Origin of the sequence: Pseudomonas sp. MWU13-2105, assembly GCF_023242315.1 — a bacterium.
GTDB lineage: Bacteria > Pseudomonadota > Gammaproteobacteria > Pseudomonadales > Pseudomonadaceae > Aquipseudomonas.
The window spans coordinates 65,345-90,461 of the sequence record NZ_JALLIY010000019.1 but is presented as its reverse complement, the minus strand read 5'-3'; the positions used below and the strand labels follow the sequence as shown (position 1 = coordinate 90,461).

Annotated in this window: 29 protein-coding genes; 14 read left to right on the top strand and 15 right to left on the bottom strand. The window is 62.8% G+C overall.

Annotation, left to right across the window (positions count from 1 at the left end; translation table 11 throughout):
• Positions 1-35: 35 nt before the first annotated feature.
• Together M5B96_RS25355 and prlC are read right to left on the bottom strand one after the other, a co-directional pair.
• Entirely contained in the window at positions 36-323 is a 288-nt protein-coding gene (locus M5B96_RS25355; RefSeq protein ID WP_248799723.1) for a YheV family putative zinc ribbon protein, read from the bottom strand.
• Positions 320-2,398, bottom strand: coding sequence for an oligopeptidase A (gene prlC / locus M5B96_RS25350; RefSeq protein ID WP_248799722.1), 2,079 nt, complete (start codon positions 2,396-2,398; stop codon positions 320-322). Before prlC ends, M5B96_RS25355 begins: the two co-directional genes overlap by 4 nt.
• Positions 2,399-2,461: 63 nt before the next feature.
• Here prlC and M5B96_RS25345 point away from each other — a divergent pair, with 63 nt between their 5' ends.
• Positions 2,462-3,010 (top strand): gamma carbonic anhydrase family protein, encoded by a 549-nt coding sequence (locus tag M5B96_RS25345; RefSeq protein ID WP_248799721.1) that lies wholly within the window; start codon positions 2,462-2,464, stop codon positions 3,008-3,010.
• 27 nt (positions 3,011-3,037) lie between these two features.
• Complete coding sequence (locus M5B96_RS25340; RefSeq protein WP_248799720.1) at positions 3,038-3,682, top strand: HAD family hydrolase; 645 nt, start codon at positions 3,038-3,040, stop codon at positions 3,680-3,682.
• Between the two features lie 23 nt (positions 3,683-3,705).
• On the opposite strand, the gene M5B96_RS25335 is transcribed toward M5B96_RS25340, so the two are convergent.
• Positions 3,706-4,758 carry an aminopeptidase gene (locus M5B96_RS25335; protein ID WP_248799719.1) on the bottom strand — a complete coding sequence of 351 codons (1,053 nt, stop codon included), beginning with the start codon at positions 4,756-4,758 and terminating at the stop codon, positions 3,706-3,708.
• A gap of 183 nt (positions 4,759-4,941) precedes the next feature.
• On the opposite strand from M5B96_RS25335, the gene M5B96_RS25330 reads away from it, so the two are divergent.
• Positions 4,942-5,355, top strand: coding sequence for a hypothetical protein (locus tag M5B96_RS25330; protein WP_248799718.1), 414 nt, complete (start codon positions 4,942-4,944; stop codon positions 5,353-5,355).
• A 23-nt stretch (positions 5,356-5,378) separates the two neighbouring features.
• On the opposite strand, the gene M5B96_RS25325 is transcribed toward M5B96_RS25330, so the two are convergent.
• Both M5B96_RS25325 and M5B96_RS25320 read right to left on the bottom strand, forming a co-directional pair.
• The gene (locus M5B96_RS25325; protein WP_248799717.1) at positions 5,379-5,612 is read right to left on the bottom strand and encodes a DUF1161 domain-containing protein; all 234 of its coding nucleotides are present in this window, start codon (positions 5,610-5,612) and stop codon (positions 5,379-5,381) included.
• Positions 5,613-5,740: 128 nt separating this feature from the next.
• Positions 5,741-6,172, bottom strand: coding sequence for an OsmC family protein (locus M5B96_RS25320; RefSeq protein WP_248799716.1), 432 nt, complete (start codon positions 6,170-6,172; stop codon positions 5,741-5,743).
• A gap of 220 nt (positions 6,173-6,392) precedes the next feature.
• Here M5B96_RS25320 and M5B96_RS25315 point away from each other — a divergent pair, with 220 nt between their 5' ends.
• Positions 6,393-7,394 carry an LLM class flavin-dependent oxidoreductase gene (locus M5B96_RS25315; protein ID WP_248799715.1) on the top strand — a complete coding sequence of 334 codons (1,002 nt, stop codon included), beginning with the start codon at positions 6,393-6,395 and terminating at the stop codon, positions 7,392-7,394.
• Positions 7,395-7,448: 54 nt separating this feature from the next.
• On the opposite strand, the gene M5B96_RS25310 is transcribed toward M5B96_RS25315, so the two are convergent.
• A complete protein-coding gene (locus tag M5B96_RS25310) occupies positions 7,449-7,679 on the bottom strand; it encodes a DUF1161 domain-containing protein (RefSeq protein WP_121135724.1) in 231 nt (76 codons plus the stop codon).
• Between the two features lie 134 nt (positions 7,680-7,813).
• Positions 7,814-8,029: a dodecin gene (locus M5B96_RS25305; RefSeq protein WP_100939968.1), complete on the bottom strand. Its 216-nt coding sequence runs from the start codon at positions 8,027-8,029 to the stop codon at positions 7,814-7,816.
• A 160-nt stretch (positions 8,030-8,189) separates the two neighbouring features.
• Between M5B96_RS25305 and M5B96_RS25300 the strand changes: the two genes are divergently transcribed.
• On the top strand, positions 8,190-8,516 hold the full coding sequence (locus M5B96_RS25300; protein WP_248799714.1) for a DUF883 family protein: 327 nt from the start codon (positions 8,190-8,192) through the stop codon (positions 8,514-8,516).
• On the opposite strand, the gene M5B96_RS25295 is transcribed toward M5B96_RS25300, so the two are convergent.
• Positions 8,489-9,406 carry a LysR family transcriptional regulator gene (locus M5B96_RS25295; RefSeq protein WP_248799713.1) on the bottom strand — a complete coding sequence of 306 codons (918 nt, stop codon included), beginning with the start codon at positions 9,404-9,406 and terminating at the stop codon, positions 8,489-8,491. The two genes, M5B96_RS25300 and M5B96_RS25295, sit on opposite strands and share 28 nt — an antisense overlap.
• A 112-nt stretch (positions 9,407-9,518) precedes the next feature.
• On the opposite strand from M5B96_RS25295, the gene trpB reads away from it, so the two are divergent.
• The 4 genes from trpB to M5B96_RS25275 all read left to right on the top strand — a co-directional run bounded on the left by trpB (position 9,519) and on the right by M5B96_RS25275 (position 12,616).
• On the top strand, positions 9,519-10,739 hold the full coding sequence (trpB, locus tag M5B96_RS25290; RefSeq protein WP_248799712.1) for a tryptophan synthase subunit beta: 1,221 nt from the start codon (positions 9,519-9,521) through the stop codon (positions 10,737-10,739).
• A complete protein-coding gene (gene trpA, locus M5B96_RS25285) occupies positions 10,739-11,545 on the top strand; it encodes a tryptophan synthase subunit alpha (RefSeq protein WP_248799711.1) in 807 nt (268 codons plus the stop codon). Before trpB ends, trpA begins: the two co-directional genes overlap by 1 nt.
• 190 nt (positions 11,546-11,735) lie before the next feature.
• Positions 11,736-12,026, top strand: a complete 291-nt coding sequence (locus M5B96_RS25280) for a hypothetical protein (RefSeq protein WP_248799710.1) — start codon at positions 11,736-11,738, stop codon at positions 12,024-12,026.
• 143 nt (positions 12,027-12,169) lie between these two features.
• The gene (locus M5B96_RS25275; protein WP_248799709.1) at positions 12,170-12,616 is read left to right on the top strand and encodes an anti-virulence regulator CigR family protein; all 447 of its coding nucleotides are present in this window, start codon (positions 12,170-12,172) and stop codon (positions 12,614-12,616) included.
• Between the two features lie 12 nt (positions 12,617-12,628).
• Here M5B96_RS25275 and M5B96_RS25270 read toward each other — a convergent pair whose 3' ends face one another.
• Both M5B96_RS25270 and M5B96_RS25265 read right to left on the bottom strand, forming a co-directional pair.
• Positions 12,629-12,958, bottom strand: coding sequence for a DOPA 4,5-dioxygenase family protein (locus M5B96_RS25270; protein WP_248799708.1), 330 nt, complete (start codon positions 12,956-12,958; stop codon positions 12,629-12,631).
• 39 nt (positions 12,959-12,997) lie between these two features.
• A complete protein-coding gene (locus tag M5B96_RS25265; protein ID WP_248799707.1) occupies positions 12,998-13,948 on the bottom strand; it encodes a choline sulfate utilization transcriptional regulator in 951 nt (316 codons plus the stop codon).
• A gap of 114 nt (positions 13,949-14,062) precedes the next feature.
• Between M5B96_RS25265 and betC the strand changes: the two genes are divergently transcribed.
• From betC to M5B96_RS25250, 3 genes are all read left to right on the top strand, one after another.
• Positions 14,063-15,577 (top strand): choline-sulfatase, encoded by a 1,515-nt coding sequence (betC, locus tag M5B96_RS25260; protein WP_248799706.1) that lies wholly within the window; start codon positions 14,063-14,065, stop codon positions 15,575-15,577.
• Between the two features lie 19 nt (positions 15,578-15,596).
• Positions 15,597-16,517 (top strand): choline ABC transporter substrate-binding protein, encoded by a 921-nt coding sequence (locus M5B96_RS25255; RefSeq protein WP_248799705.1) that lies wholly within the window; start codon positions 15,597-15,599, stop codon positions 16,515-16,517.
• A gap of 228 nt (positions 16,518-16,745) precedes the next feature.
• Positions 16,746-18,314, top strand: a complete 1,569-nt coding sequence (locus M5B96_RS25250) for a SulP family inorganic anion transporter (RefSeq protein ID WP_248799704.1) — start codon at positions 16,746-16,748, stop codon at positions 18,312-18,314.
• A gap of 116 nt (positions 18,315-18,430) precedes the next feature.
• Here M5B96_RS25250 and aroE read toward each other — a convergent pair whose 3' ends face one another.
• Positions 18,431-19,252 carry a shikimate dehydrogenase gene (gene aroE / locus M5B96_RS25245; RefSeq protein WP_248799703.1) on the bottom strand — a complete coding sequence of 274 codons (822 nt, stop codon included), beginning with the start codon at positions 19,250-19,252 and terminating at the stop codon, positions 18,431-18,433.
• Positions 19,252-20,172, bottom strand: coding sequence for an oxygen-dependent coproporphyrinogen oxidase (gene hemF, locus M5B96_RS25240; RefSeq protein WP_248799702.1), 921 nt, complete (start codon positions 20,170-20,172; stop codon positions 19,252-19,254). Before hemF ends, aroE begins: the two co-directional genes overlap by 1 nt.
• Before the next feature lie 180 nt (positions 20,173-20,352).
• On the opposite strand from hemF, the gene M5B96_RS25235 reads away from it, so the two are divergent.
• Complete coding sequence (locus M5B96_RS25235; protein ID WP_248799701.1) at positions 20,353-21,330, top strand: quinone oxidoreductase family protein; 978 nt, start codon at positions 20,353-20,355, stop codon at positions 21,328-21,330.
• A 276-nt stretch (positions 21,331-21,606) separates the two neighbouring features.
• Here the strand turns inward: M5B96_RS25235 and M5B96_RS25230 are convergent, their stop codons facing one another.
• The 3 genes from M5B96_RS25230 to M5B96_RS25220 form a co-directional block, all read right to left on the bottom strand.
• Entirely contained in the window at positions 21,607-22,164 is a 558-nt protein-coding gene (locus M5B96_RS25230) for an L-threonylcarbamoyladenylate synthase (protein WP_248799700.1), read from the bottom strand.
• Between the two features lie 47 nt (positions 22,165-22,211).
• Positions 22,212-23,312, bottom strand: a complete 1,101-nt coding sequence (gene dprA, locus M5B96_RS25225; RefSeq protein WP_248799699.1) for a DNA-processing protein DprA — start codon at positions 23,310-23,312, stop codon at positions 22,212-22,214.
• Between the two features lie 113 nt (positions 23,313-23,425).
• Positions 23,426-24,448, bottom strand: coding sequence for a LysM peptidoglycan-binding domain-containing protein (locus tag M5B96_RS25220; protein ID WP_248799698.1), 1,023 nt, complete (start codon positions 24,446-24,448; stop codon positions 23,426-23,428).
• 152 nt (positions 24,449-24,600) lie between these two features.
• Here M5B96_RS25220 and def point away from each other — a divergent pair, with 152 nt between their 5' ends.
• A complete protein-coding gene (gene def, locus M5B96_RS25215; RefSeq protein ID WP_248799697.1) occupies positions 24,601-25,107 on the top strand; it encodes a peptide deformylase in 507 nt (168 codons plus the stop codon).
• Positions 25,108-25,117: the final 10 nt, after the last annotated feature.

Sequence of the window (25,117 nt, the reverse complement as noted above, 5' to 3'; positions counted from 1 at the left end):
GGCGTGAGCCGGCTCAGGCGATAGCATTTCGGCGGCTACTGGCCGTCGGGCTTCTTCAGCTTGGGATTGGGAAAGAACTGCACGGTCTGGACCTTGTTGTCCTGCGGCGCCTTGACCGCCGTGGTATTGACCCGTGTCCCCAACTCCTTGGGCACCGACAGACCCTGTTCGTTCAGGGTGTCGGCATAACCGCAGGCCACGCACTCACGGTGCGGGACCTCGTCTTCGCTCCACATCATCAGCTTGTCCTGCTCGCTGCACGCCGGGCAGACCGCCCCGGCGATAAAGCGCTTCTTGGTCTTGATCACAGAGGCCTCGCTCATGCCGCGGCATCCTCGCTCAGGCCGCTGTGACGCAAGAGTGCGTCAATCGACGGCTCGCGGCCACGGAAGTCGACGAACAGCAGCATCGGTTCCTGGGAACCGCCACGTGCCAGGATCGCTTCACGGAAAGCCCGCCCGGTCCGCTCATTCAGCACACCTTCCTCCTCGAACCGGGAAAAGGCATCGGCCGACAGCACTTCGGCCCATTTGTAGCTGTAGTAGCCCGCCGCGTAACCGCCGGCGAAAATGTGCGCAAAGCTGTTGGGGAAACGGTTGTAGGCCGGCGGACGCATCACCGAGACCTCGTCGCGCACGCCTTCGAGGACCTGCGCCACGCTACGGCCGTCGCCATGGGTGGCATGCAGTTCGAAGTCGAACAAGGAGAATTCCAACTGGCGAACCATCATCAGCCCGGACTGGAAGTTCTTCGCCGCGAGCATTTTTTCCAGCAGGTCCTGGGGCAGCGGTTCGCCGGTTTCGTAGTGACCGGAGATCAGCGCCAGGCCTTCGGGCTCCCAGCACCAGTTTTCCATGAACTGGCTTGGCAGCTCCACGGCATCCCAGGCCACGCCGTTGATACCGGACACACCGGCATGCTCGATGCGGGTCAACAGGTGATGCAGGCCATGGCCGAATTCGTGGAACAGGGTGGTGACTTCGTCATGGGTCAGCAGCGCCGGCTTGCCGCTGTCGGCCGGGGCGAAGTTGCACACCAGGTTGGCCACCGGGTTCTGCAGGACGCCACCGACGGTACGCCGACGGTCACGGGCACCGTCCATCCAGGCCCCGCCACGCTTGTTCGCACGGGCATAGAGGTCAAAGAAGAAGCGCCCGACGTGCTGGCCGTTCTCCTTGATTTCGAACAGGCGGACATCCGGGTGCCAGCTGTCGAAACCGCTCTGTTCGGCGATTTCGATGCCGTACAGGCGCTGGACAATGGCGAACAGCCCGCCGAGCACCTTGTCGATCGGGAAGTAGGCGCGCAGGGCTTCCTGGGAAACGCTGTAGCGTTGTTCACGCAGCTTCTCGCCGTAGTAGCCGCTGTCCCAGCTTTGCAGGTCCGGGCAGCCTTGCTCGGCGGCGTAGGCCTTGAGCTGCTGCAGGTCCTGGGCGGCAAACGGCTTGCTGCGCTTGGCCAGGTCGCGCAGGAAGGTCAGCACCTGGTCGCTGGAGTCGGCCATCTTGGTTGCCAGGCTCAATTCGGCGAAGCTGGCGAAACCCAACAATTGAGCCAGTTCCTGGCGCAGGTCGAGGATCTCGGCCATCACCGGACCGTTGTCGTACTGGCCGGCGTTCGGCCCCTGGTCCGAGGCGCGGGTGCAATAGGCGGCGTAGACCTCTTCGCGCAGGGCGCGGTCCTGGGCGTAGGTCATCACCGCGTAGTAGCTCGGGAATTCCAGGGTAATCAACCAGCCGTCCAAGCCCTTGGCCTTGGCCGCGGCGGCCATTTGCGCCTTGGACGAATCGCTCAGGCCGGCGAGACCGGCCTCGTCGGTGACGTGCCGGGTCCAGGCCTGGGTCGCGTCGAGCAACTGGTTGGAGAAGCGGCTGCCCAGCTCGGAAAGCTTGCTCTGCACCTCGGCGTAACGCTTCTGCTGCTCGGGCGGCAGGTCGATACCCGACAAGCGGAAGTCGCGCAGCGAGTGTTCGAGGATGGTTTTCTGGCCCACGTCGAAGCTGGCGGCCTGCGGGCTGTGCGCCAGGGCTTCGAAGGCCTGGAACAGTTCGCGGTTCTGGCCCAGTTCCGTGGAGTAGGCGCTCAACGCCGGCAGGCAGGCCTCGTAGGCTTCGCGCAGTTCGGCGCTGTTGCACACCGCATTGAGGTGACTGACCGGACTCCAGGCGGCGCCCAGGCGATCGTTGAGTTCATCCATCGCCAGGATCAGCCCGGCCCAGGTAGGCTGTTGGCCTTGGTTCGCGAGAATTTCAGCGATGGCCGCGCGGTTGTCCGCCAGGATCTGTTCGATGGCCGGCAGCACGTGTTCGGCGCGGATCGCCGAGAACGGCGGCAGGTCGTAGGACTGCAGAAGAGGGTTGTTCACGCTCACGGTTGGCACCTTGGCTGGAAGAAACATGCGACCATCTTAATTACAATCGACGCCGACCGCAGCTATCAACCACTTAAGAGAGCGTCTATCGTGACCCTTCGTACCTATCAGAATCTCACGCCGGCACTCGGTGAACGGGCCTTTGTCGACCGTTCGGCGGTGGTGATCGGCGATGTCGAAATCGGCGCCGACAGTTCCATCTGGCCGTTGACCGTGATCCGCGGCGACATGCACCGCATCCGCATCGGCCAACGCACCAGCGTGCAGGACGGCTGCGTGCTGCATATCACCCACGCCGGACCTTTCAACCCCGAGGGTTTTCCACTGCTGATCGGCGACGACGTGACCATCGCCCACAAGGTCATGCTGCATGGCTGCACGCTGGGCAGCCGGATTCTGATCGGCATGGGCAGTATCGTCATGGACGGTGCGGTGGTCGAGGACGAGGTGATCGTCGGTGCCGGCAGCCTGGTACCGCCGGGCAAGACCCTGGAAAGCGGTTTTCTCTATGTCGGTAGCCCGGTCAAGCAGGCGCGGGCGTTGACGGACAAGGAGCGGGCGTTTTTCACCTACAGCGCGGCGAACTACGTGAAACTCAAGGACCTGCACATGGCCGAAGGTTATCATCAGACCGTTTGATTATTTTTTGTACAGCCAGGACACGCCATGCACTACCAGACGATTCTCTTCGACCTCGACGGCACCCTGACCGACCCGCGCGAGGGCATCACCCGATCGATCCAGTATGCGCTGGGCAAACTGGGGATCGACGAGCCGGACCTGGGCAAGCTCGAACACTTTATCGGCCCGCCATTGCTGCAGGCGTTCATGCAGTTCTACGGTTTTGACGAGGCCAAGGCCTGGGAAGCGGTGAACTTCTACCGGGAGCGCTTCAAGGTCACCGGGCTCTATGAGAACCGGGTGTTCGAGGGGGTCACGCCGCTTCTGGAGCTATTGGGCGGGCAGGGCCGCACGCTGTATATCGCTACGTCCAAGCCTTGGGTGTTTGCCCGGGAGATTGCCCGGCATTTCGATTTTGCCCGGCAGTTCAAGCTGATCTACGGCAGTGAGCTGGATGGCACGCGGACCGACAAGGTCGAGCTGATTGCCCACCTGATCGCCGAAGAAGGGCTGGAGCCGAGCGCTACGCTTATGATCGGCGACCGCAAGCACGACCTGATCGGCGCGCAACGCAATGGTGTGGATGCGGCGGCGGTGGGGTATGGGTTTGGTAGTTTCGAGGAACTGAGCGCGCAGCAGCCGGCTTATCATTTCCAGACCTTGGCGGAGCTGCATCGGGCGTTTGTGTAAGGCAGTGGACCGAGTCGCCTCCTTCAGCCAGGCATCAACTGACGCAACGCCGCCTTGCGCTCGTCAACCGGCAAGCCCCCAAGCTTTTCCACCGCACTGAAAAACGCCGGCCAGTCGCCATTGACCTGCCTGAACAACGCCGAAAACGCCGGCACCCATTGGTCATACAAACCAAAGGGCAGCAACTTGGCATTATTCAGCGGGGCATTGATCCAGGCGTCATAACGCTTGTCGCCGGCCCATAGCGTCGCCTGCAGCCGATGGTACTCCTGGCGCAGGCGCTCGAATTCCGCCGCCTTGCGCTCGCGCATCTGCTCAACCGGCAAAGGCTGGGCATACAGCGCCTGCAGACGTTCACGGGTATGCAGCACCAGCTCGATAAACTGATCCTTCTGCGCCACCTCATTGACCTTGGCCGGCGGCAAGCCCCGCGCCGCGCGCCATTGCCGCGTGCCTTCCTGCTCGACAAAGTTGGCATAGGACTCGTTGAACTCGGTGTCGTCCTTCACATAAAAGCGCTGGTGCGCCAACTCGTGAAAGATCAGCGTCGCCAGGCGCTCGTCGCCCCAGGTCAGCATCGAACTGATAATCGGATCGTCGAACCAGCCCAGCGTCGAGTAAGCCTCGACCCCACCGATATACACGTCCATGCCCCGCTGTTTTTGCAACGCCGCTTCACCCCGCGCCGCCCCCTGGTTGTAATAGCCGCGATAGGCCACACAGCCGGCAATGGGGAAACAATGTGGCTGCGGGGTCAGGGAAAACTCCGGCGTGGCGAAGACATTCCAGACCACATAAGGGCGTTTGATATCCGCATACAACCGGTAACTGCGGTTATCCGGCAGATGCAGATGCTCACTGGCGAAGACCCGCGCCCGCTGGGACTGGGCCAGGTGTTCGCGCAGCTTCGGATCCCGGGCCGGATCGGCAATCACCTCGGCCACCGGCTCCCGGGCGCGCAGCAGGCTCAACTGGCCGCCGGCCAACTGGCTGTAATAACTGATACCGCTGCAACCGCCGAGCAACAACAGCAGCACGGTGCCTATCGAACCGCGTAGCACGGGCCTGAACATCATGGAAATCATCCGGCAAGAAACTGGCGCAAGACTATCCCGCACACCGAGCACTTTTCCATGAATGATTATTGAGACTCCGGTGTTCACTAAAAGGAGGTCGTCCCTGCATCGGGTTGACGCCGGGGACATCCCGATTGCCCTGAACGCGGGTATGCTGATCGTCTGACAGAGTGGAAAACCATCATGCGTAAACTTCTTCCTGTACTCGCCCTGGCCAGCCTGGGCGGCTGTATCAGTCCGTTACCGGCGGTGAACCCGCAAATGGCCTGGGTTGACCTGGACACCCATACCGGCACGGTGATCATGGCCGAAAGCCTGGACAAGCAACGCCTGCGCGACGGGCGCTTTTTCCAGGTGACCCCGGGCAGCCATGACCTCCTGGCGCGCTTCGATTACGAGGTCTATATCGGCGGCATGGCGATGAACACCGATCCACCGAACCGCCTGTGCTACCTGAGCGTGCACTACGACCACTTCGAAGCCGGCCGGCGTTACCGCCTGGAGGGCATCGCCCTGGGCTTCAACGCCAGCGCGCGGCTGTACGACGACAAGGGTGAAGTGGTGGCCGAACAGAACAACGTGTTCTGCATTCCGTAGCGAGTGGCATGGGTGGCCGGACTTCAGCGATCGTTCTTCTGGTAGATGATTTTCTTGCTGCCACCCTCGCAACTGCCGACGATCATGTTCTGGTCGTGGACTTCGTCATTAGCGACGATTTCCAGGGTATAGGAACTGACCCCGGAGGCCTGGATCTTGGCTTCGATCTCGGCCTTGAGCTCTTCGCAAGGCTTGGTCGCGGCCAAGGCCGAGGTGGCCAGTGCACAACAGAAAATCCCCAGGGCAATACGTTTCATGGTCGAACTCCTTGACTACGGCAACGCGTCGCAAAGGCGTACACGCAAGCTGCCACTATTCATTCGACCACACTTGCGCCAGCCAAGTTCTGAGCCACCTCACATCCCTGGGTCTTGCCGGTGCGGGATCAGTGCACCAGGGTCCCGTCGAGGCTGATCCTGGCATTCAGTACCTTGGACACCGGGCAACCTTCCTTGGCCTTTTTGCTCAGCTCATCGAACTGCTGCTGGCTGGCACCGGGGATTTTCGCCTTGAGAATCAGGTGCACCGCGGTGATCGCAAAACCACCATCGACCTGTTCCAGGGTCACTTCGGCCTGGGTATCGATACTGTCGGCCTTGAGACCGGCTTCACCGAGAATCATCGAAAAGGCCATGGAGAAACACCCGGCGTGGGCGGCGCCGATCAGTTCTTCCGGGTTGGTGCCCTTGCCGCCTTCAAAACGGGCCTTGAAGCCGTAAGGCGCTTCGCGCAACACTCCGGTTTCCGTGGAAATCGACCCGATACCGGTTTTCAGGTCGCCCGCCCAATGAGCCGATGCTTTCTTCTTGATACTCATAGCTGCCTCCTCAGAAGCCGACGCGAAGGGTTCACGCCGGGTCAAAGTTCTGAGGATAGACGCTGCCTCAAAGTTCACCTTGTAAGACTCATCTGAAAAAAAAGCAGGTTAAAAACAGCTCAACCCTTGAAACTCGGGTATATGCCCACATTCCTTGAAGACTGGCAGGTTTTTCGACAGCAGACGAAACCTGCGCACCCCCACATGGAGTAGCAGGCTTATGAAGCGACTGTCCGATACCAAGTTTTCCACCCTCGACCTGGTGCCCGTGCGCCAGGACGGCAGCCCGGGCCAATCGCTGCGCAATTCGCTGGATCTGGCCCGTCATGTGGAGAAGTTCGGCTACCACCGCTTCTGGGTCGCTGAACACCACAATATGGACGGTATCGCCAGTTCGGCCACCTCCGTGCTGTTGGGTTACCTGGCGGGTGGAACCTCGACCATTCGCGTCGGTTCCGGCGGCGTGATGCTGCCCAACCATGCGCCGCTGGTGATCGCCGAGCAGTTCGGCACCCTGGAAAGCCTCTACCCCGGTCGTATCGACCTGGGCCTGGGGCGCGCCCCGGGGTCCGACCAGATGACCGCCCGGGCCTTGCGCCGCGAGCGCTCGGGCAGCGCCGACGACTTCCCCGAAGATGTCACCGAACTGATGGCTTACCTCGGCCCGCGCACGCCCGAGCAACGGGTGATCGCCATGCCAGGCACCGGCACCCAGGTACCGGTCTGGCTGCTCGGTTCGAGCCTGTTCAGTGCGCAACTGGCCGGGGAGCGCGGCTTGCCCTACGCTTTCGCCTCACATTTCGCCCCGCGCTACATGCATGAGGCGATTCGCGTCTACCGCAACCACTTCAAGCCTTCGGCGGTGCTCGACAAACCTTATGTGATGCTCGGCGTGCCGTTGGTGGCCGCGGATACCGATGAACAGGCCGACTACCTGGCGACTTCGGTGTACCAGCGCATCCTCGCCCTGATGCGTGGCCAGAGCCTGGTGCAACGACCTCCGGTGCCGAGCATGGATGGCTTGTGGTTGCCCCACGAGCGAGAAGCCGTGGCGAGTTTCCTCGGCCTGGCAATGGTCGGCAGCCCGGAAAAGATTCGCGCCAAACTCGAAGTACTGATCGAGCAGACCCAGGCCGATGAACTGATCTTCACCTGCGACCTGTATGAGCATGCCGATCGGCTGCATTCCTACGAGCTGCTGGCGCAAGTCATGAAGGGCTGATCGCCAGAGACAAAAAAGCCGGCGCCCGGCGCCGGCTTTGATGCCCACCCACGCTTACTTGCGCTTGTAGACGATTTCCTTCTTGCCCGCATCGCAGCTGCCAATGGTCTTGCCATCGGTACCGGTATTGCTGGCTTTATCGACGATCTGCAGCGAATAACCATGAACGCCCTTGGCTTCAAGCTTGTCCTTGATTTCCTTCTCCACCACATCGCATGGCTTGCCCGCCGCAAGCGCGGTTCCCGCCAGACTCAACAACGCTACCGCCAGCACAAGCTTCTTCATCGATCATATTCCCTGGTCAGATCAAAAAAAGTGCGTCGGCTTTTGGGCGACGCACCTGGGGCTATTCAGCGCCCTCTGTATAGCAATCAATATGGCAGTCGGCCAGCCTATAAGTTCAAAAGGCCAGCATTTGTTCAGCTATTGGCGATTCTGAAGCCGACTTTCAGGGTCACCTGAAAGTGCGCGGCCTTGTTGTCCTTGATATGCCCACGGGTATCGAGCACCTCGAACCACTCCAGGTGCTTGATGCTTTTACCGGCTTCGGCCAGGGCGTTGTTGATGGCGTCTTCTATGCTGGTGGGGGAAGAACCTACCAGTTCGATTTTCTTGTAGGTGTGATGGTCGCTCATGCTGTTCTCCTAAGTCCCGGGGGCTGTCCAGAGAGCCTAGCAGTGATTTTTCCCATAGTTCGCACTGAGGGCTCCAGCACAGGATGCAGATTTTCTGCACTTTCCCCTGGCGCTGAAGTCCCAACCTACACACGCCACTCAATTGCAGGAGAGAGCCGATATGGCCAGCAACTCACTACGCAAAGCCTCATTGCAAAGCATGGAAGCCGAAATCGAGAGCCTGCTCAAGTCCCTCGAAAGCCTCAAGGACGACGCCTCGGACGAGTCGCGCAAGACCCTCAAGGCGCTCCGCAGCAATGCCGAAAACGCGCTGAAACACTCGCGTCACCTGCTCAGCGATGCCTACGAAGAGGTCAAGGTCAAAACCCGCGAAACCGGAATCGCGACCCGGGACTACGCCCAGGAACATCCGTGGACGACCGCCGGTATCGCCGTGGGTGCGCTGGGGCTGTTGGCGGCCTACCTGCTGTGCACACGCGGAGACTGAGCGCCCTGTTCCAACTCGGTCTTGAGCCATTGCGCGAGCTGTTGGGCGCGCCCGTCGGCGGCGCGCCGAGGTAACCATAACGCCAGCCGCCCCGGGGTTTCATTGAACCCCCAGGGCGCCACCAACCGGCCGGCGCGCAAATCGTCCGCCACCAGCGGCTGCGGCGCGATCGCCACGCCCAACCCGGCCACCGCCGCTTCGAGCAGGTAGTACAGATGCTCGAAACCCTGCCCGTACTTCAACTGCGCCACGTCGATACCGTTCTGCCGCGCCCAACTGGGCCAGGCCTGCGGTCGCGAGGTGGTGTGCAATAACGGCTCGCCCACCAACCCCAGGACCGGCGCCCGCAGCAACGACTCGTAACGGGCAAAATGCGGACTCATGACCGGCCCGATACGCTCGCTGGCCAGCTCAACGACCTGCATATCCGCCGGCCACGGCGGCTCGGCAAACAGCAGCAGGGCATCGAGCCCTGGCTTGCGCGGATCGAGATCGCCTTCACCGGCCGACAGATGCAGGCGCAAGTCGGGCAAGTCGGCATTCAGCCGCCCCAGTCGCGGAATAAACCAGCGCGCCAGCAGACTGCCGGAACAACCCAGTACAAACGGCGCATCCGCCGTGCTCTGGGCCAGCTCGGCGCAGACCGCCCGCAGCCGCTCGAACGCCTCGAAACTGGCGTCACGCAGGCGTATCCCGGCATCTGTGAGTTTCAGGCCTCGCCCATCCTTGACGAACAGGCTCAGGCCGAGGTGCTCCTCGAGCACTTTCAGTTGCCGGCTGACCGCCCCGTGGGTCACGTGCAGCTGCTCGGCCGCCTGACTGACGCTGTTCAAGCGGGCGGTGGCCTCGAAGGCGCGCAAGGCATTGAGCGGGGGAAGGTCGCGGCTCATGGTATCTGTGAGTTTTCCTGACAGGTTGCAGCGATCTTATCGGTTTTCATCCGCGCCTGTCATGGTTAGAGTGAACCCCATCGAACCTTCAATCGTCCACCTGGAGCCTCCCATGACCCAGTCCAACCTGCGCAACGGCCCTGACGCCAACGGCCTGTTCGGCGCATTCGGCGGCCGCTACGTGGCCGAAACCCTGATGCCGCTGATTCTCGACCTGAACCGCGAATACGAAGCCGCCAAGATCGATCCCGCGTTCACCAAAGAACTGGCCTACTTCCAGCGCGACTACGTCGGTCGTCCGAGCCCGCTGTACTTCGCCGAACGCCTGACCGAGCACTGTGGCGGCGCGAAGATCTACCTCAAGCGCGAAGAGCTGAACCACACCGGCGCGCACAAGATCAACAACTGCATCGGCCAGATCCTGCTGGCACGGCGCATGGGCAAGAAACGCATCATCGCCGAGACCGGCGCCGGCATGCACGGCGTGGCCACCGCCACCGTGGCCGCGCGCTTCGGCCTCGACTGCGTGATCTACATGGGCACCACCGACATCGAGCGCCAGCAGGCCAACGTGTTCCGCATGAAACTGCTGGGCGCCGAAGTGATCCCGGTGGTTGCCGGTACCGGCACCCTGAAAGACGCGATGAACGAAGCCCTGCGCGACTGGGTCACCAACGTCGACAGCACCTTCTACCTGATCGGCACCGTCGCCGGTCCACACCCGTACCCGGCCATGGTCCGCGACTTCCAGTCGGTGATCGGCAAGGAAACCCGCGAGCAGTTGCAAGCCCAGGAAGGGCGCCTGCCCGACAGCTTGGTGGCATGCATCGGCGGCGGTTCCAACGCCATGGGCCTGTTCCACCCGTTCCTCGATGACAGCAGCGTCGAAATCATCGGCGTCGAAGCCGCCGGCCACGGTATCGAGACCGGCATGCACGCCGCCAGCCTGAACGGCGGCGTACCCGGCGTGCTGCACGGCAACCGGACCTTCCTGCTGCAGGACGACGATGGCCAGATCATCGACGCCCACTCGATCTCAGCCGGCCTCGACTATCCCGGTATCGGCCCGGAACACGCCTGGTTGCACGATATCGGACGCGTCCAGTACACCTCGGTCACCGATCACGAAGCCCTGGCCGCGTTCCACCAGTGCTGCCGCCTCGAAGGCATCATCCCGGCGCTGGAAAGCGCCCATGCCCTGGCCGAAGTGTTCAAGCGCGCACCGACCCTGCCCAAGGATCACCTGATGGTGGTCAACCTGTCCGGTCGCGGTGACAAGGACATGCAAACCGTCATGCACCACATGCAACAGTCGCAGCAGGAGAAACACTGATGAGCCGCCTGCAAACCCGCTTTGCCGAGCTGAAACAACAGAACCGCGCCGCCCTGGTGACCTTTGTCACCGCCGGCGACCCGGGCTATGACACCTCCCTGGCGATCCTCAAGGGCTTGCCCAAGGCCGGCGCCGATGTGATCGAGCTGGGCATGCCCTTCACCGATCCGATGGCCGACGGCCCGGCGATCCAGCTGGCGAACATCCGTGCCCTGGCCGCCAAGCAGAACCTGGCGAAAACCTTGCAGATGGTTCGCGAATTCCGTGCCGGGAACAATGAAACCCCACTGGTGCTGATGGGTTACTTCAACCCGATCCACCACTATGGCGTGCCGCGTTTTATCGCCGATGCCAAGGCCGCCGGTGTCGACGGCCTGATCGTGGTCGACCTGCCGCCGGAACATAACGCCGAGCTGTGCGACCCGGCCCAGGCCGCCGGCCTGGACTTTATCCGCCTGACCACGCCGACTACCGACGACGTCCGCCTGCCCACCGTGCTCAACGGCAGTTCCGGATTCGTCTACTACGTGTCGGTGGCCGGCGTGACCGGTGCCGGCTCGGCGACCCTGGAACACGTCGAAGAGGCGGTGGCCCGCCTGCGGCGCCACACCGACCTGCCGATCAGCATCGGTTTCGGCATCCGCACACCGGAGCAGGCCGCGGCCATCGCTCGGATGGCGGACGGCGTGGTGGTCGGTTCGGCGCTGATCGATCACATCGCCAACGCCACCAGCAACGAACAGGCCATCGATGGCGTGCTGAGCCTGTGCGCAGCCCTCGCCGAAGGTGTACGTACCGCGCGCTAAGCCAGGCTGCACGACACTGAGGGATCCAGGGCAACAGCCTTGGGTCCCTTTTTCATGGGCGCGAACCTGAGCGTTTATTGACAGAACCACACTGTCAAAGGGGTAATCATTACATTCTCTTTCCGGGAAATACCGGCAAGAGACGGCCGCGCAGGAGCGCTCGGTCGTTACCGATAAAATGGATGCCCCTATGACACTCGCTATCGCCCGCACCTTCCTCGCTCACCTGTCCGTCACTGAAAGCCCTCGCCCAAAGCGGCTCAAGTCGGTGACGTCACAACCCCGCCAAACCCCGCCACCGCGACAAGACCTGTCCAGCCTGTTCGCGTTCGAACCCCTGGCCCCCAGCATCCCGAACCTGGCTTCGGAGAGTGGCGCCCTGGCAAGAACCACTGGCGCAGCGGCAAACGACACCTCCTTGCGCGAGCGCCTCGAAGCCCTGCGGCACGGCTTGAGCGAACAGCATGATCGCTGGCGATAGCAGCGGCGCCGGACAAAGGTAAAGTTCCTGATACAAAGGAATCTAAACGCCACCATACGGACTAATAAAGTAAGACCCGGGGGTTTGAAGCCAAGCCTTCACCCCTATTCGATGTATTGCCTGTGTGGTGAGGAATGCCCCCGATGAAAATGCCCAAACGCCTGATGGCCGGTCTTGGCCTGCTGGTACTCAGCGCCAGCCCCCTGCTGCATGCCGAGGATCAAATGCGCGGCGAAGACCATGATCGCGGCGGCTACGACCAGCGGGACAGGGGCGGCGACAGAGGGCCGGACAGGGGCCGTGACGAGCGCAACGCGCACCGTCCGCCCCAGGACTTCGGCCCGATCCGGCAGATCATCCATGAAGACCGCGAACATTTCGGTCGCGGCGCGCCACCGCCTCCGGGCTATCGTCTGGTCCGCGGCCAACCGCTGCCACGCGGCTACGAAGGCGAACGCCTGGACGGCCGGGCACTGGGCCGCCTGCCGGTGTATGAAGGTTATGAGTGGCGGCGCATGGGCAGTGACGTGGTCCTGATCGCCATCGGCACCGGGATCGTCTACGAGATTCTTGATGGCGTGCTGAACTGACCGCTTGAGGCGCTAGGCGAAGAGCGACAGGTCCAATGGCCTGACCGCCCCCATCCAGATCCCGTGATCGCGATGGTCGGCCAGGTCATCGCCGGTCAAGGGATGCAGGAACACCACCAGCCCCTTGCGGTTCAGCGCCAGCCACGGCAAGACCACACCGATATATTGCGCATCGAACGCCAACTGGCAGCTCCAGTCCGGATGCGGTCCCACCGGGCGCTGGTGCACCCGCCCCATCGTCAGCGGAAAAGTCGTCGCCGCCAGTTCGCACAGCTCACGGGCCTGCTCCAGGGTCGTTGCGTCGAAATAGATGTGGGCATGGTAGCCCTTGATACGTTGCATGCCGCTCTCGCTCATTCAGCGTCCGGTAATGGCCTGACGCTACACCGCAATCGAGGGCAAGCCCAGCCCCACCAGCGATTGCGCACTGTCGGCCTGTTCGGCCATCAACCAGTCGAAGAACCGCTGGATCAGCGCCCCGCGCCGTTTACGTTGGGGTAGCACCACGTAGTAGCCAAAGGTGGAAATCACCGACTGGCTGATCGGCCGGCATAACAAGCCCTGCTCCAACAGGTTATCCACCAGGTGGCGCCAGCCGATGGCCACGCCCTGGCCGCCAATCGCCGCCTGGATCAACAAGGTGTAGTTGTCGAAGCGCAATTGCCCCGGCGCCGGCGCCGCGGTCAGCCCCAGCTCGCGAAAAACCCCGCTCCAGTCGAACCAGTGGCTGCTATTTTCGCCCTTGAGGTGCAGCAAGGGAAACTCCAGCAAGGCCTCCGTCGGCAGCGGCAGCTCACGGCCCTTGAGCAGTTGCGGGCTGCATACCGGAAACACTTCCTCGCTGAACAGCCAATGGCTCTCGCCCTGCTTGAAACGGCCCTTGCCGAACAGCACCGCGACATCGATGTCGGTGCGCAACATGTTGTGGCTGCGCTCACTGGTCACCAGGCTGACATCGACCTGCGGATTGGCCGCGTGAAAGCGATGCAGGCGTGGCATCAGCCAGTAAGCGGCAAAGGCAAAGTCGGTGGCGACCTGCAGCACCTCGTGCTGACGCTGGGCGGTGACCGCGCTCAAACCACTGTCGATGCTCTGCAACCCGACCTGCACCTGCTCGAACAGGATCGAGCCGGCTTCGGTCAATTCGATGCCACGGTAGATGCGATCGAACAGGCGAGTGGTCAACTGGTCTTCCAGGCGCTTGATCTGCTGGCTGATGGCCGGCTGGGTAGTGCCCAGCTCCACCGCCGCGGCGGTAAAACTGTGGTGACGGGCCGCCGCTTCGAAAGCCCGGAGCAGATCGAGGGACAGGTCGCCCAGAGCTTCATACATAAGCTGTACTTATCCTAGTCATTGTTTGGCAGGGGCTTTACCACAGATTCCGTGGACCACATGCTGGATTGCAGCACTATCGCATAACAATTCACTATGGAATGCCGCGATTACATGAAGCGCAAGAACATTCTCTTCATCATGGCCGATCAAATGGCCGCGCCCCTGTTGCCGCTCTACGGTGCATCGCCGATCAAGCTTCCGAACCTGAGCCGCCTGGCCGCCGAAGGCGTGGTCTTCGATGCCGCCTACTGCAACAGCCCGCTCTGCGCGCCTTCGCGCTTCACCCTGGTCAGCGGCCAACTGCCGAGCAAGATCGGTGCCTACGACAACGCCGCCGATTTCCCCGCCGACGTACCGACCTATGCCCACTATCTACGGCGCCTCGGCTATCGCACCGCGCTGTCGGGCAAGATGCACTTCTGCGGGCCTGACCAACTGCATGGCTACGAAGAGCGCCTGACCAGCGACATCTATCCGGCGGACTACGGCTGGGCGGTGAACTGGGACGAGCCCGACGTGCGGCCCAGCTGGTACCACAACATGTCCTCGGTATTGCAGGCCGGCCCCTGCGTGCGCACCAACCAGCTGGACTTCGATGAAGAGGTGGTCTTCAAGGCGCAACAATACCTGTTCGATCACGTGCGCGAAGACGGCAACCAGCCGTTCTGCCTGACTGTGTCGATGACCCACCCCCACGATCCCTACACCATTCCCAAGGCCTTCTGGGACCTGTATCGCGACGAGGACATTCCATTGCCGCAGACCCCGGCCCAGGACAGCCTCGACCCGCATTCCCGGCGTTTGCTCAAGGTCTACGACCTGTGGGACAAACCGCTACCGGTGGATAAGATCCGCGACGCGCGCCGGGCCTACTTCGGTGCGTGCAGCTATATCGACAGCAACGTCGGCAAACTCCTGCAAACCCTTGAGGAAACCGGCTTGGCCGAGGACACGCTGATCGTGTTCTCCGGCGACCACGGCGACATGCTCGGCGAGCGTGGCCTCTGGTACAAGATGCACTGGTTCGAAATGTCCGCGCGGGTGCCGCTGCTGATCAGCGCCCCCGGGCAGTTCGCCGCCGGGCGCGTCAGCGCGGCGGTTTCCACCGCCGACCTGCTGCCGACCCTGGTGGAACTGGCCGGCGGTACGCTGCAGGCCGGGCTGCCCCTGGACGGCCGCTCATTGGTCCCGCACCTGAAGGGCGAGGGCGGTCACGACGAAGTGTTTGGCGAATACATGGCCGAAGGCACCATCAGCCCGCTGATGATGATTCGCCGCGGCGCCTACAAATTCATCTACAGCGAAGACGACCCCTGTCTGCTCTTCGATATCCACAACGACCCACGCGAGGAGGAAGAACTCAGCCAGTCAGCGCCGCATCAAGCTCTCTTCAACGACTTCCTGGCCGAAGCCCGGGCGAAATGGAACATCCCGGCGATCCACCAACAGGTGCTCGCCAGTCAGCGGCGGCGGCGTTTCGTCGCCAGCACGCTGGCCCAAGGAAAGCTGAAGAGCTGGGATCACCAGCCACTGGTGGACGCCAGTCAGCAATACATGCGCAACCATATCGACCTCGACGATCTGGAACGCAAAGCGCGTTATCCACAACCCTGCCAAAATCAATAACGAACGTAAGGGGAAGGCGATGAAGAAGTTATCCACAGCACTGACAGCCGGCTTGCTGGTCATGAGCAGCCTGAGTGCCTATGCCGAGCAGAGCTGCGACACGGTAAAAATGGCCGATCCGGGCTGGAGCGATATCGCCGCGACCAATGCCATCACCAGCTTGCTGCTGGATGGCCTGGGCTACAAGGCCAAGGTCGACACCCTGGCGGTGCCGATCACCTACGGCGGTCTCAAGGACGGCCAGGTGGATGTGTTCCTCGGCAACTGGATGCCGGCGCAGCAGGGTTTCTACGACAAGTTCCTGGCCAACGGCGATGTCACGCAACTGGCAAAGAACCTCGACGGCACCGAATTCACCCTGGCGGTCCCGGACTACGTCTGGGACGCGGGTGTGCATAACTTTGCCGACCTGAACAAGTTCGCCGACAAGTTCGACAAGAAGCTCTATGGCATCGGTTCCGGCGCGCCGGCCAATGCCTCGCTGGCGGATATCATCAAGAAAAACGAGTTCGACCTCGGCCAGTGGAAGCTGGTGGAGTCCAGCGAGCAAGCGATGTTGGCCGAAGTGGCCCGTTCGGTGAAGAAACAGAAGTTCGTGGTCTTCCTCGGCTGGACCCCGCACCCGATGAACGTGCAGATGAAGATGCACTATCTCAAGGGCGGCGAGAAATACTTTGGCGATACCGGCAGCGTCTATACCGTGACCCGCAAGGGTTATGCACAGGCCTGCCCGAACGTCGGCAAGTTGCTGAGTAACCTGAGCTTCACCCAGGACATGGAAAACAGCATCATGGCCGAGGTGGCGAACAAGAAGCTGAGCAATGCCGACGCGGCCAAGGCCTGGATCAAGGCCAATCCGGCGGTGCTGGACAAATGGCTGGACGGGGTGAAGACCGTGGATGGCCAGGATGGGTTGCCGGCGGTCAAAGCCAAGCTCTGAGTTAAACCTGGTACAGGCTGCATGCAACACCGCAGAACCCAATGTGTGGGAGCGGTGCTTGCCCGCGAAGAGGCCCTTGAGGCAGCTAAAAGCTTCGCGGGCAAGCACCGCTCCCACAAAGCAACTCCACGCCCACAAGGAATGTGCGCGGCCCAACCGGCGTCGGACGCCTTGCTCCTGTCACACCACCTCGTCACCCCGACGCCGACTCACCCAACCGAGAGACCCATGGGCTGGACCAACCGCCACAAACTCCTGCCATTTCTCAGCTGGCTGCCGCGACAAACCCGCGCCAGCGTCAGTCGTGACCTGATCGTCGGCCTGAGCGGGGCGATCCTGGCCTTGCCACAATCGGTCGCCTACGCCCTGATCGCCGGCCTGCCGCCCGAATACGGCCTCTACGCAGCCATCGTCCCGGTGCTGATCGCCTGTCTCTGGGGCTCGTCCTGGCATCTGATCTGCGGGCCCACGGCGGCCATCTCGATTGTCCTGTTCGCCAGTGTCAGCCCGCTCGCGGTACCCGGCAGCCAGGACTACGTGACCCTGATCCTGTTGCTGACCTGCATCGCCGGGATCTTCCAGTGGTTGCTGGGCATGCTGCGCTTCGGCGCCCTGGTGAATTTCGTCTCGCATTCGGTGGTGCTGGGTTTCACCCTGGGCGCCGCCGTGGTCATCGCCCTCGGGCAACTGCCGAACCTGCTGGGGCTCGATATCCCCAACCAGGCCACCGCCCTGAACAGCCTGTTGCAACTGGGCCAGCACCTCGGCGAACTGGACAAACCCTCGCTGCTGCTGGGGTTGGGAACCCTGCTCCTGGGTCTCGCTCTCAAATCCTGGCTACCGCGCTGGCCGACCCTGCTGATCACCCTGGTCCTGGCCAGCACGCTGGTCTGGCTGTGCCCGGGCCTGTTCGGGCACGTGCAGTTGGTCAAAGGCTTCATCGGCCGGTTGCCACCGTTCAGCGCCTTGCCACTGGACCTGGAAACCATCCTGCGCCTGCTGCCCAGCGCCGTCGCGGTGGGCATGCTCGGGCTCGTGACCAGCCTGTCGATTGCCCGTTCGCTGTCGGCCCGTTCGCAGCAATTGCTCGATGCCAACCAGGAAGTCCGTGCCCAGGGCCTGTCGAACATGATCGGCAGCCTGTTTTCCGGCTACCTGTCGGCCGGTTCGTTCACCCGTGCCGCGCTGAGCTACGAGGCCGGGGCCTGCTCACCGCTGGCCGGGGTGTTTTCCGCGCTCTGGGTGGCGCTGTTCGCCGTGACCGGCTCGGTGCTGATCGCGCATATCCCGATCCCGGCAATGGCCGGCAGTATCCTGCTGATCAGTTGGGGATTGGTGGATCGGCGCGGCATCCGCGCACTGTTCCGGGTCAGTCACGCCGAGTTCGCGGTGATGGCCCTGACCTGCGTGGCGACCTTGCTGCTGGAGTTGCAGACGGCGATTTATGCCGGGGTGCTGGCCTCGCTGTTTTTCTACCTCAAGCGCACCTCGCAGCCGCGGGTCCAGCATTGGCGCGATGGCGACGAGGATGTGCTGCGGGTCGGCGGGTCGATCTTTTTCGGTGCCAGCCATTACCTGCAAGTACAGTTACAACGCTTGCACGGGGTGAAGGTGGTGATCGAAGCGCAGCAGATCAACTTCATCGATTACTCGGGGGTTGAGATGCTGCACCAGGAGGCCCGGCGCCTGATACGCGAAGGCCGCAGCCTGACCTTGAGGCGGGCGCGGGCACCAGTGGTGGAGGAGTTGATCAAGCTCGAGGGTGTGGATAAGTGTCCAATCCTGTTTGAGGATTGATCCCCCCTGACTACGGATCGGGTGTCCTGTGGAAACGGACTTGTATGGGCGCCGGCTTGTGTGGGAGCCAGCTCCCACATCAGATTTGCGATCAGCCAGTCATATTGTGTCCAAGCTCAGAGCGCCAGCAGCCGCCGCAACTCCGCCAGCACCGGCGCCGTATCCGGTCGCACGCCGCGCCAGAGGAAGAAAGCCTCCGCTGCCTGCTCGGCCAGCATGCCCAGGCCATCCATCGACACCGCCGCGCCATGTTCGCTCGCCCAGCGGCAGAACGCCGTCGGCTCCTTGCTGTACATCATGTCGTAGCAGAAGGTCTTGCCCGGCTCGATCAAGCTCGGCGCAATCGGCGGCACATCCCCCGACAGACTCGCCGAAGTGGCATTGATGATCAGGTCCACCGGCTCCTGCAACCAGTCGAAGCCACTGGCCGACACCGGCCCCAGGTCGGCGAACAGTTCGGCCAGCAACTCGGCTTTCTCCACGGTCCGATTGGCAATGATCACCGAAGCCGGCTGCTCCGCCAGCAACGGCTCCAGCGCCCCACGAACCGCACCTCCGGCCCCCAGCAGCAGGATACGCTTGCCCTTCAGACTGAATCCGGCATTCACCGTCAGGTCGCGCACCAACCCCGCGCCGTCGGTGTTATCGCCCAACAGGCTGCCATCAGCCAGCTTGCTCAGGGTATTCACCGCCCCGGCCCGCTGCGCCCGGGCCGTCAGGCTGTCGGCCAGGCGATAGGCCTCTTCCTTGAACGGCACCGTCACATTGGCCCCGCGGCCGTCCTGGAAAAACGCCCGGGCACAGCCGGAAAAGTCATCAAGGGGCGCCAGCAAGGTGCTGTAGTCCAGCTGCTGGGCGGTCTGCTCGGCAAACAGACGGTGAATCAATGGCGACTTGCTATGACCGATGGGATTGCCGAAGACGACGTAGCGATCCATCAGACATTCCCCTCCGCCAGCCAGTCGCGGTCCTGCAGGAAGTACTCGGTCAAGCGCGCCTCCGCGCTGCCCGGCTCGGCCTTCCAGTCGTAACCCCAGCGCACTTGCGGCGGCAACGACATCAGGATCGATTCGGTACGCCCCCCCGATTGCAGGCCGAACAGGGTGCCACGGTCGTAGACCAGGTTGAACTCCACGTAACGACCGCGGCGGAACTCCTGGAACTCGCGCTGCTGTTCGGTCCAGGCCTGCGCCTTGCGGCGTTGCACGATCGGCAGGTAGGCCTCGATATAGGCGTCGCCGATCGCCCGCATGAAGGCGAAGCTGGTGTCGAAGTCCCACTCGTTCAGGTCATCGAAGAACAGGCCACCGATACCGCGCGGTTCGTTGCGGTGCTTGATATGGAAGTAGCTGTCGCACCAGGCCTTGTAGCGTGGGTACACCTCGGCGCCGAAGGGCGCGCAGGCGCGCTCGGCGACCCGATGCCAGTGCACGCAGTCTTCTTCATTGGCGTAGTAGGGCGTCAGGTCGAAGCCGCCGCCGAACCACCAGACCGGCTCCTCACCTTCCTTCTCGGCGATGAAAAAGCGCACATTGGCGTGGGAGGTCGGCACATGGGGGTTGTGCGGGTGAATCACCAGGGACACGCCCAGGGCCTCGAAGCCACGCCCGGCCAATTCCGGACGATGGGCGCTGGCCGACGGCGGCAGGCCGCTGCCGAAGACATGGGAGAAGTTCACGCCGCCTTTCTCGATGACCTGGCCGTTGCCGATCACCCGGGTCCGACCACCACCACCGGCGGGTCGGGTCCAGGCGTCTTCGACGAAGCGCGCGCCACCGTCTTCGGCTTCCAGGGCGGCACAGATACGGTCTTGCAGGTCGAGCAGGTAGGCTTTCACGGCCTCGGTGCGGGTAGTCATGGCATCACCTTGAATCGGGCAAAGCTACTTGGCACATCGGACGGCCGGTAGCAAAGAGGCGCGTAGCATAGCACCGCGTTTATGCTCGTCGCTGTTGACGAAGGTCAATCGAAGGAGTCCGATAGGGCCCTTGCAGCGCGCTGCACCGCGCCCCTTTGTGCAATGTCCAAGGAGAGAAAGATGGCCAAACGTATCCTGTTTCGTGCCCATGGCGGCCCGGATGTCCTTGAGTATGTCGACTACACCCCCGCCGAGCCGGGCCCGCAGCAGGTGCGGGTACGCAACCACGCCATCGGCCTGAACTTCATCGACACCTATCTGCGCAGCGGGCTGTATGCACCACCGGCCATGCCGTCGGGCCTCGGGGCCGAGGGCGCGGGCGTGGTCGAGGCGGTCGGCAGCGAAGTCAGCCAGTTCAAGGTCGGCGATCGCGTGGCCTATGGCAGCGGTCCTTTGGGCGCCTACAGCGAAGTGCATGTGCTGCCGGCGGCCAACCTGGTGCATCTGCCGGAAAGCATCAGCTTCGAACAGGCCGCGGCAGTGATGCTCAAGGGCCTGACGGTGCAGTACCTGCTGCGCCAGACCTATGAGTTGAAAGGCGGCGAAACCGTGTTGTTCCATGCCGCGGCCGGCGGTGTCGGCCTGCTCGCCTGCCAGTGGGCCAAGGCCTTGGGCGTGAAGCTGATCGGGACCGTCAGTTCGCCGGAAAAGGCGGCCTTGGCCAAGTCCCTCGGGGCCTGGGAAACCATCGATTACAGCCATGAGGACGTGGCCAAGCGGGTGCTGGAGCTGACCGATGGCAAGAAGGTGCCGGTGGTATATGACGGCGTGGGCAAGGACACCTGGCTGACCTCGCTGGACAGCCTGGCGCCCCGTGGGTTGATGATCAGCTTCGGCAACGCCTCGGGCGCGGTGGAGGGGGTCAACCTGGGGATCCTGGCGGCCAAGGGCTCGCTGTATGTGACCCGGCCGACGCTGGCGACCTACGCCAACAACGCGGAAAACCTGCAGGCCATGGCGAAAGACCTGTTCGGGATGATCACCAGCGGCAAGCTGCAGATCAAGATCGGCGCACGCTACAGCCTGGCGGACGCGGCCAAGGCCCAGACCGAACTGGCGGCGCGGCGGACTACCGGGTCGACGGTGCTCTTGCCTTGAGACTGGTGAACCTGGCCGCTGCTGCGTAGCGGTTCGTCAGAACGCCGCCCGGACCAAGCACCGCTCCCACAAGTTCTGAACCAGACGCTTCAAATTGCTTCAGCTAAGGCAATTTGAAGCCGACCGCGGTCTTGTGGCGAGCGGGCTTGCCCGCGCTCGGCTGCGCAGCCGTCGTAAAACCTGTGACCGCGTTCTACCTGATGACTTTAGGGCCGCTTCGCGCCCCAGAGCGGCGGTGCGGCGTTCCGACAAGCCCGCTCGCCACAAGGGTTCGCCCTACGCCGGGCGCACCACCTTGCCGGTTGCCAGGTCGCGGATCAGGCTTGGATTCTTGCGCCCGCCCAGGTTGCCGCCCAGCACCAGGTCGAGCTGCCCACGGAAATACTGCTCCACGCGGATCCGCGTGCGCGCCGCCGGCCGCCCCTGGGGATTGGCCGAAGTGGAAATCAGCGGCCCCACCAACGAACACAGGTCGCGCACCAACGGATGGTCGCTGACCCGCAAGGCCACGGTGTCATGCACACCGGTGACCCACTCCGGCAACAAATCCTGATGCGGCACCAGCCAGGTATTCGGTCCTGGCCAGGTACTGGCCATGCGGTCGATCCAGTCTTCCGGGAAATCCTCGAAGAGAAAATCGAACTGGCGAATGTTGTCGGCGATCAGGATCAAGCCCTTGTCCACCGAACGATTCTTGATCGCCAGCAAGCGGTCCACCGCCTCTTCGTTCCAAGGATCGCAACCCAAACCCCAGACCGCCTCGGTTGGATAGGCAATCACCGCCCCTGCGCGAATTTCTCGTGCGGCTTCTTGCACACGCCAACTGTTGACCATTGCTCGTTCTCCGGATTCAAAGCTGCTCGCAGTTTACTCAGGTAAACCTACCTCGCGCGAGCTAACCAGCGTCCGTTTTCATTGGCGACCCGGCCTTCGAGCTCCAACTCGGTCAACGCCGCCAAGACTCGCGGTAGTGCCCAGCCACAGGCACGGGCCAGGGCCTCGCTGCTCTGCGGCGCGGCGTGCAGCAAGCCTAGCAGCGGATGCGCGGGCGCAGCGGGGATCGGACTGGCCGTCACGCGCTGCCAGCCGCGCAAGGGTTCGAGGATATGTTCGACGGTTTCCACCAGCACCGCACCGTCGCGGATCAACTGATGACAGCCCTTGGCGCCGGGGTGATGGATGGAACCGGGAATCGCATACACTTCGCGCCCCTGTTCCGCCGCCAGCCGGGCGGTGATCAGCGAGCCGCTGGCGACACTCGCCTCTACCACCAGTACCCCCAGGGACAGACCGCTGATGATCCGATTGCGCCGGGGGAAGTTGCCCGGGTGCGGCGGCGCTTCCAGCGGCAACTCGGAGACCACGGCGCTGCCCTGGGCAATCATCGCCTCCGCCAGTCGGCGATGGCGCTGTGGATAAAGATTTTCCAGGCCGGTGCCAAGAACGCCAATAGTTCGCCCGCCGATGTCCAGGGCCGCCTGATGGGCCGCCCCGTCGATCCCCAGCGCCAGCCCGCTGGTGATGACAAAACCGGCGCCGGCCAGGCTCCGGGAAAACGCCGCCGCCGTGTCCATGCCTGGCTTGGAGGCGCGCCGACTGCCGACCAGCGCCAGTTGCGGTTGTTCCAGCAAGGCAGGGTCGCCGGCCACGAACAGCAGCGGCGGGGCGTCGTCCAGCTCGGCGAGAAGGGCCGGGTAATCGGCCTGGTCCCACATCAGCAAATAACACGCCGGACGCTCTAGCCAGCGCAATGCAGCGCTGGCTCCGTCACGGACCTCAGGGCTGCGACGAGCCTCGGCAGAGGCCGCCGGCAACCCCAGCGCGCGCCAGGCAGGCGCCGGCGCACCGAGGGCCGCCGAGGCCGAACCGAAGGCTTGAATCAGGGTTCGAAAGCGCCGTGGACCGAGTTCCGGCAGACGATGCAGGCGCAGGCGGGCTTCGAGCTCCGCCGGGGACAGGGAGGTACAGCTGGACAACGACATCGGATCATCCTTGATCTGTGGCGGTCCTGGAGCGGCATGGACAAGCTGTGGATAACTCTGTGGGTAACCTGTTTAGCCAGCTAACGGAATCGACCCCGCGTTATCGTCCGGCGCTAGGGGTTGCGCACCTTGTCCAAGACGGTCAGGGACCGCGTGGCGGTAAGTACTAAACCATAGCTGAGCTTTTCGTAGGTGCGGAACACCATCAGCAGGCCGGAACGCTCGTCGGGGACCTTCACGCTCTGCCCGGTGACCCGGTCGCGCACAGTCTCGCCGGTCTTCATCACCGCTAAAACATTGCCTTCGAGCAGCCCGTCGCGGCGCCCCTTGTTGATCGTGACCACATCCATGACCCCGATCTGTGTAACACCCCGTGGCACATCTATGATCGTGCCGTGGATCTGCACTTGCGGCGCGCTGGGCATGAACGTCGAATTGACCGGGTGCTCCTCGCTGACGAACAGGCGGTCGCCCAGGCGCACTTCCTCGGTGGTGCGGCGCAGGTTCAGCGTGCCGATATCGCCTTCGGTCGCCAGCAACTCGCCGGTACCCACGTCGTCGGCATTGATCCCGAGAAACTCCTTGGTCTGCGGGTCGGTATAGACCTTGCCCTGGCGGAACAGGCCATACACCGAGTGCCCCGGGTCGAACACGCCACGGGCATAGATCCGGTCGCCCATGCCGCTGAGGACTCGCTCATTGCTGCCAGCCAGGATATACGGGGCTTTCTGGAAGTCATTGGCGTTGTCGACAATGCGGTTGCTCAACAGGAACGCATTGATCTTTTCCAGCGGAATGCTCGGAATCGCCTCGGCCACCGGTGAACGGCGCACCTGCGGCGACAACTTCACGGTCCCCCGCGACACACCGCGATCCACCACCAGCCGCGGCTGACCGTCGACGAACTGCAGCGTCAGCGTATCGCCGGGGTAGATCAGATCCGGATTGGCCACCTGGGGGTTCGCATGCCAGATCTCCGGCCACTTCCACGGCTCGCTGAGAAACTTGCCGGAAATGTCCCAAAGTGTGTCACCGCGCACCACGGTATAACGCTGTGGATAACCGTCCTTGAGTTGCACTTGCGCCTGCACGACGCCGCTAACGGCCAGCAACAGGGCGAGTAGTGTTTTCCTCATGCAGTGAATCCCTTTATTATGTGCCTTCGCGTGAAACGCCAGAGCCCCCGCGGCTCGCTCCCAGGGAGAACGTTTTACAACGGTAGCCGATCCCAGCGGGACATTGCGGCAGCCGTCTCTGACTTTACCTCACAAGTGCAGCAAATACGCCTATGGCCATTTTAAACATCCTCGAATTTCCAGACCCGCGCCTGCGCACCATCGCCAAACCCGTGGCCGTGGTGGACGACCAGGTGCGTCAGCTGATCGACGACATGTTTGAAACAATGTATGAAGCCCCGGGCATCGGCCTGGCGGCGACCCAGGTCAATGTGCACCAGCGTATCGTGGTCATGGACCTGAGCGAAGATCGTAGCGAACCGCGGGTATTCATCAACCCCGAGTTCGAAACCCTGACCGAGGAAGTCGACCAGTACCAGGAAGGCTGCCTGTCGGTGCCGGGTTTCTACGAGAACGTCGACCGCCCGACAAAACTGCGGGTCAAGGCCCTGGACAGCGACGGCAAGCCGTTCGAACTGGAGGCCGAAGGCCTGCTGGCGGTGTGCATCCAGCATGAATGCGATCACCTCAACGGCAAGCTGTTCGTCGATTACCTGTCTACGCTCAAGCGCGACCGGATCAAGAAGAAGCTGGAAAAGCTGCATCGCCAGAACGCCTGATCCCCTCATT

Bases quoted from the DNA above. Each gene is read 5' to 3' on its own strand.
- M5B96_RS25355 (WP_248799723.1), bottom strand. From the start codon at position 323: ATGAGCGAGGCCTCTGTGATCAAGACCAAGAAGCGCTTTATCGCCGGG.
- prlC (WP_248799722.1), bottom strand. From the start codon at position 2,398: ATGTTTCTTCCAGCCAAGGTGCCAACCGTGAGCGTGAACAACCCTCTT.
- M5B96_RS25340 (WP_248799720.1), top strand. From the start codon at position 3,038: ATGCACTACCAGACGATTCTCTTCGACCTCGACGGCACCCTGACCGAC.
- M5B96_RS25335 (WP_248799719.1), bottom strand. From the start codon at position 4,758: ATGATGTTCAGGCCCGTGCTACGCGGTTCGATAGGCACCGTGCTGCTG.
- M5B96_RS25330 (WP_248799718.1), top strand. From the start codon at position 4,942: ATGCGTAAACTTCTTCCTGTACTCGCCCTGGCCAGCCTGGGCGGCTGT.
- M5B96_RS25325 (WP_248799717.1), bottom strand. From the start codon at position 5,612: ATGAAACGTATTGCCCTGGGGATTTTCTGTTGTGCACTGGCCACCTCG.
- M5B96_RS25320 (WP_248799716.1), bottom strand. From the start codon at position 6,172: ATGAGTATCAAGAAGAAAGCATCGGCTCATTGGGCGGGCGACCTGAAA.
- M5B96_RS25315 (WP_248799715.1), top strand. From the start codon at position 6,393: ATGAAGCGACTGTCCGATACCAAGTTTTCCACCCTCGACCTGGTGCCC.
- M5B96_RS25310 (WP_121135724.1), bottom strand. From the start codon at position 7,679: ATGAAGAAGCTTGTGCTGGCGGTAGCGTTGTTGAGTCTGGCGGGAACC.
- M5B96_RS25305 (WP_100939968.1), bottom strand. From the start codon at position 8,029: ATGAGCGACCATCACACCTACAAGAAAATCGAACTGGTAGGTTCTTCC.
- M5B96_RS25300 (WP_248799714.1), top strand. From the start codon at position 8,190: ATGGCCAGCAACTCACTACGCAAAGCCTCATTGCAAAGCATGGAAGCC.
- M5B96_RS25295 (WP_248799713.1), bottom strand. From the start codon at position 9,406: ATGAGCCGCGACCTTCCCCCGCTCAATGCCTTGCGCGCCTTCGAGGCC.
- trpB (WP_248799712.1), top strand. From the start codon at position 9,519: ATGACCCAGTCCAACCTGCGCAACGGCCCTGACGCCAACGGCCTGTTC.
- trpA (WP_248799711.1), top strand. From the start codon at position 10,739: ATGAGCCGCCTGCAAACCCGCTTTGCCGAGCTGAAACAACAGAACCGC.
- M5B96_RS25280 (WP_248799710.1), top strand. From the start codon at position 11,736: ATGACACTCGCTATCGCCCGCACCTTCCTCGCTCACCTGTCCGTCACT.
- M5B96_RS25275 (WP_248799709.1), top strand. From the start codon at position 12,170: ATGAAAATGCCCAAACGCCTGATGGCCGGTCTTGGCCTGCTGGTACTC.
- M5B96_RS25270 (WP_248799708.1), bottom strand. From the start codon at position 12,958: ATGCAACGTATCAAGGGCTACCATGCCCACATCTATTTCGACGCAACG.
- M5B96_RS25265 (WP_248799707.1), bottom strand. From the start codon at position 13,948: ATGTATGAAGCTCTGGGCGACCTGTCCCTCGATCTGCTCCGGGCTTTC.
- betC (WP_248799706.1), top strand. From the start codon at position 14,063: ATGAAGCGCAAGAACATTCTCTTCATCATGGCCGATCAAATGGCCGCG.
- M5B96_RS25255 (WP_248799705.1), top strand. From the start codon at position 15,597: ATGAAGAAGTTATCCACAGCACTGACAGCCGGCTTGCTGGTCATGAGC.
- M5B96_RS25250 (WP_248799704.1), top strand. From the start codon at position 16,746: ATGGGCTGGACCAACCGCCACAAACTCCTGCCATTTCTCAGCTGGCTG.
- aroE (WP_248799703.1), bottom strand. From the start codon at position 19,252: ATGGATCGCTACGTCGTCTTCGGCAATCCCATCGGTCATAGCAAGTCG.
- hemF (WP_248799702.1), bottom strand. From the start codon at position 20,172: ATGACTACCCGCACCGAGGCCGTGAAAGCCTACCTGCTCGACCTGCAA.
- M5B96_RS25235 (WP_248799701.1), top strand. From the start codon at position 20,353: ATGGCCAAACGTATCCTGTTTCGTGCCCATGGCGGCCCGGATGTCCTT.
- M5B96_RS25230 (WP_248799700.1), bottom strand. From the start codon at position 22,164: ATGGTCAACAGTTGGCGTGTGCAAGAAGCCGCACGAGAAATTCGCGCA.
- dprA (WP_248799699.1), bottom strand. From the start codon at position 23,312: ATGTCGTTGTCCAGCTGTACCTCCCTGTCCCCGGCGGAGCTCGAAGCC.
- M5B96_RS25220 (WP_248799698.1), bottom strand. From the start codon at position 24,448: ATGAGGAAAACACTACTCGCCCTGTTGCTGGCCGTTAGCGGCGTCGTG.
- def (WP_248799697.1), top strand. From the start codon at position 24,601: ATGGCCATTTTAAACATCCTCGAATTTCCAGACCCGCGCCTGCGCACC.